Consider the following 4,102-nt stretch of genomic DNA (forward strand, 5'->3'; position numbering starts at 1 on the left):
ACGAGGCGCTGCTGACGGCGCTGGCGCGCTTGCACGTCGCCGGTGCCGCGGTCGACTGGGCCGCGGTGCTGCCCGCCGGCCGGCTGGCCGACCTGCCCACCTACCCCTTCCAACGGCGGCGCTACTGGCTGCGGGACGGCGACGCGCGCCCCGGCGACGTGACCGCGGCCGGCCTCGAAGCCACCGAGCACCCGCTGATCGGCGCCGCCGTCGCGCTTCCGCACTCCGGCGGCCTGCTGCTCACCGGCCGGCTGTCGGCCGCCGCTCAGCCGTGGCTGGCCGACCACGTCGTGCGGTCCGCGCCGCTCGTGCCCGGCACGGTCTTCGCCGAGCTGGCCCTGCGCGCGGCACAGGCCACCGGCCACGCCCGGGTCCGCGAGCTCACCCTCGAAGCGCCGCTCACCTTGCCCGCCGACGGGGGAGTCGCGGTGCAGGTGGCCGTCGACGAGGACATCGACGGCGCGCGATCCTTCACCGTCCACGTCCGGCAGCCGGACGGTGACTGGGCCCGGCACGCCTCCGGCATCCTCGACGGCACCGACCGGCCGGAAGCGCCCGCGATGCCGGCCTGGCCGCCCACCGGCGCCGTGCCGGACGACCTCGACGACCTCTACGACCGCCTCGCGGCGGCCGGATTCGACTACGGTCCGTCCTTCCGGAACGTCAGGGCCGTCTGGCGCCACGGCGACGACCGGTACGCCGAGGTCGCGCTCGACGGCCTCCCCGCCGACGGCTTCGGCATCCACCCCGCGCTGCTCGACGCGGCCCTGCACGCGCTCGGCGCCGAGCCGGGCCGCTCCGGCCGGCTCCCGTTCGGCTGGCAGGGCGTGACGCTGACCGCCGCGGGCGCCTCGGCCCTGCGCGTGCGGCTGGCTCCGGCCGGACCGGACGCGGTCGCCGTGACCGCCACCGACGAGACCGGCCGCCCGGTGCTCTCGGTGGACGCTCTCACCTTCCGCGAGGTCTCCGACGAGCAGCTCGCCGCGTACCGGCGCAGCGATGTCTTCCGGCTCGAGTGGGTCCCGGTCGCCGCGCCGGCCGCGACCGCAGCCCGCCACGAGGTGCTGCGCCGCAGCGAGTCCTCCGACCCGGTGACCGCCGTCGCCGAGTCGCTGGAGGCGGTCCGCGGATGGCTGGCCGAGGACCACCCCGCCGGGGAACGGCTCGTCGTGCTGACCCAGGGCGCCGCCGGGCCCGGCGACCTCACCGACCCGGCGGGCTCGGCGGTGTGGGGCCTGGTCCGGTCGGTGCAGGCCGAGCACCCGGACCGCATCGTCCTGATCGACACCGACGACGAGGGCTCGTCGGCGCTCGCCGTGGCCACCGGCGAGCCGCAGATCGCCGTCCGGGCCGGCCGGCTGCTGGTGCCGCGGCTGGTCCGGCAGCGGGCCGAGGCGGTACCCACGCCGTGGCGCGCCGACGGCACGGTGCTGGTGACCGGCGGCACCGGCGCACTCGGCGTCGCGATCGCCCGGCACCTGGCCGGCTCGTACGGCGTCCGGAACCTCCTGCTGGTCAGCCGGAGCGGCAGTGCCGGCGCCGTCGAGGAGCTCACCGCGCTCGGCGCCTCGGTGACCGTCGTGGCCGGCGACGTGTCCGACCGGGAGACGCTCGCGCGGCTCTTCGACGAGCACCCGGTGACCGCCGTGGTGCACGCGGCCGGCATCGTCGACGACGGCCTGCTGGAGACGATGACCGCGGAGCGCGTCGCCGCCGTGCTGGCCCCGAAGGCCGTCGCCGCGTGGCACCTGCACGAGCTGACCCGCGACCGCGACCTCGACGCCTTCGTGTTGTTCTCGTCGGCCGCCGGCACGCTCGGCGCGGCCGGGCAGGCCAACTACGCCGCCGCCAACGCGTTCCTCGACGGCCTGGCCCGGCGCCGCCGCGCCGCCGGCCTGCCCGCCACCTCGATCGCGTGGGGCCGGTGGGATCTCGGCGACGGGGGGATGGCCGGCGCCCTCGCCGGCGCCGACGTGGCGCGGATGCGGCGGGCCGGCGTCGGCGGGTTCACCCTCGACGAGGGGCTGCGCGCCTTCGACGCCGCCCTGGCCGGAGCCGACCCGGTGCCGGTGGCGCTCCGCCTCGACCTCGGGCTCCTCGGCCGCCACACCGCCGTGCCGCCGCCGCTGCGCGGGCTGGTCCGGCCCGCCGCGCGACCGGCGGCCGGCGCTGACGGCGACGGCACCGGGCTGCGGGCGCGGCTGGCCGAGCTGGAGCCGGCGGAACGGCACGCCGTGCTGCTCGACGTCGTGCGCCGGGACGCCGCGACCGTGCTCGGCTTCGCGTCGGCCGAGGCGGTCGGCGCCGACCGGGTCTTCCGTGACCTCGGCTTCGACTCGCTGATGGCGGTCGAGCTGCGCAACGCGCTCGCCGCCGCGACCGGGCTGCGGCTGCCGGCCACGCTGGTCTTCGACTACCCGTCGCCGGCCGTGCTGGCCGAGCACCTGGCCGGCCTGCTGGTGGGTGCCCGCGACACGGCGACGCCGTCCGCCGCGACGACGGCGGCAGCCGGCGAGCCGATCGCGATCGTCGGCATGGCCTGCCGCTATCCGGGCGGGGTCCGGTCGCCCGAGGACCTGTGGGAGCTGGTGCTCGGCGGAGCGGACGGCATCACCGGGTTCCCCGCCGACCGCGGCTGGGACGTCGGCGACCTCTACGACCCCGACCCCGACCGGGCCGGCCGGTCCACCACCCGGTTCGGCGGTTTCCTGCACGACGCCGGCGACTTCGACGCGGCGTTCTTCGGCATCTCGCCGGCCGAGGCGCTGGCGATGGACCCGCAGCAGCGGTTGCTGCTGGAGACGTCGTGGGAGCTGTTCGAGCGGGCCGGCCTGGACCCGGCCTCGCTGCGGGGCAGCCGCACGGGCGTCTTCGCCGGTGCCATGTACCACGACTACGGCTCCCGCCTGGCGCAGGTGCCCGCCGAGCTGGAGGGGCTGCTCGCCAGCGGCGGCGCGGGCAGCGTGGTCAGCGGGCGGGTGGCCTACACGTTCGGCCTGGAGGGCCCGGCGGTCACGGTCGACACGGCGTGTTCGTCGTCGTTGGTGGCGTTGCATCTGGCGGCGCAGTCGCTGCGGTCGGGTGAGTGTGATCTGGCGGTGGCCGGTGGTGTGACGGTGATGGCGACGCCGGGGGCGTTCGTGGAGTTCAGCCGGCAGCGGGGTTTGGCGGCGGACGGCCGGTGCAAGGCGTATGCGGACGCGGCCGACGGCACCGGCTGGTCCGAGGGTGTCGGCGTGCTGCTGGTGGAGCGGCTGTCGGACGCCGAGCGCAACGGTCATCCCGTGCTGGCGGTGGTGCGCGGTTCGGCGGTCAATCAGGACGGCGCGTCGAACGGTCTGACGGCGCCGAACGGGCCGTCGCAGCAGCGGGTGATCCGGCAGGCGCTGGCGAACGCGGGCCTGGCCCCCACGGAGGTCGACGCGGTCGAGGGGCACGGCACCGGCACGCGGCTCGGTGACCCGATCGAGGCCCAAGCGCTGCTGGCGACCTACGGGCAGGGCCGGGAGACGCCGCTGCTGTTGGGGTCGATCAAGTCGAACCTCGGGCACACACAGGCCGCCGCGGGTGTGGCCGGTGTGATCAAGATGGTGATGGCGATGCGGCACGGCCTGGTGCCGCCGACGCTGCACGTGGACACGCCGTCCGCACAGGTCGACTGGTCCTCCGGCGCGGTCGAGCTCGCCGTCGGCTCGGTGGAGTGGCCGGCGAGCGGGCGCCCGCGGCGGGCCGGCGTGTCGAGCTTCGGGATCAGCGGCACGAACGCGCACGTGATCCTGGAGCAGGGGCCCGCCCGGCCGGCGCGCCCGGCGGCAGCGGATGTGGTGGTGCCGTGGCTCGTCTCGGCCCGTGACGAGGCCGCGCTGGACGCTCAGGTCGAGCAGATCCGCGTCTCTTCCGAGCCGGCCGCGGACGTGGCGCTGACGCTGGCCGCGCATCGCGCCCAGTTGCCGCACCGGGCCGTGCTGCTGGCCGGGGCGGGCCGGGCACCCGCCGAGGTGGCTCGTGGCGTGGCCTCGGCCAAGCCGCGTGTGGCGTTCGTGTTCGCGGGTCAGGGGTCACAGCGTGCCGGGATGGGCCGCGAGCTGTACGAGCGCTTCCC

At 76.9% G+C, this 4,102-nt stretch carries 1 protein-coding gene; it reads left to right on the forward strand.

The annotated features are described in order from the left end of the window. The coding region (locus Ade02nite_RS48745; protein WP_203778281.1) for a type I polyketide synthase at window positions 1-4,102 on the forward strand (4,102 nt) is incomplete at both ends.

The organism is Paractinoplanes deccanensis (assembly GCF_016862115.1).
Taxonomy (GTDB): domain Bacteria; phylum Actinomycetota; class Actinomycetes; order Mycobacteriales; family Micromonosporaceae; genus Actinoplanes; species Actinoplanes deccanensis.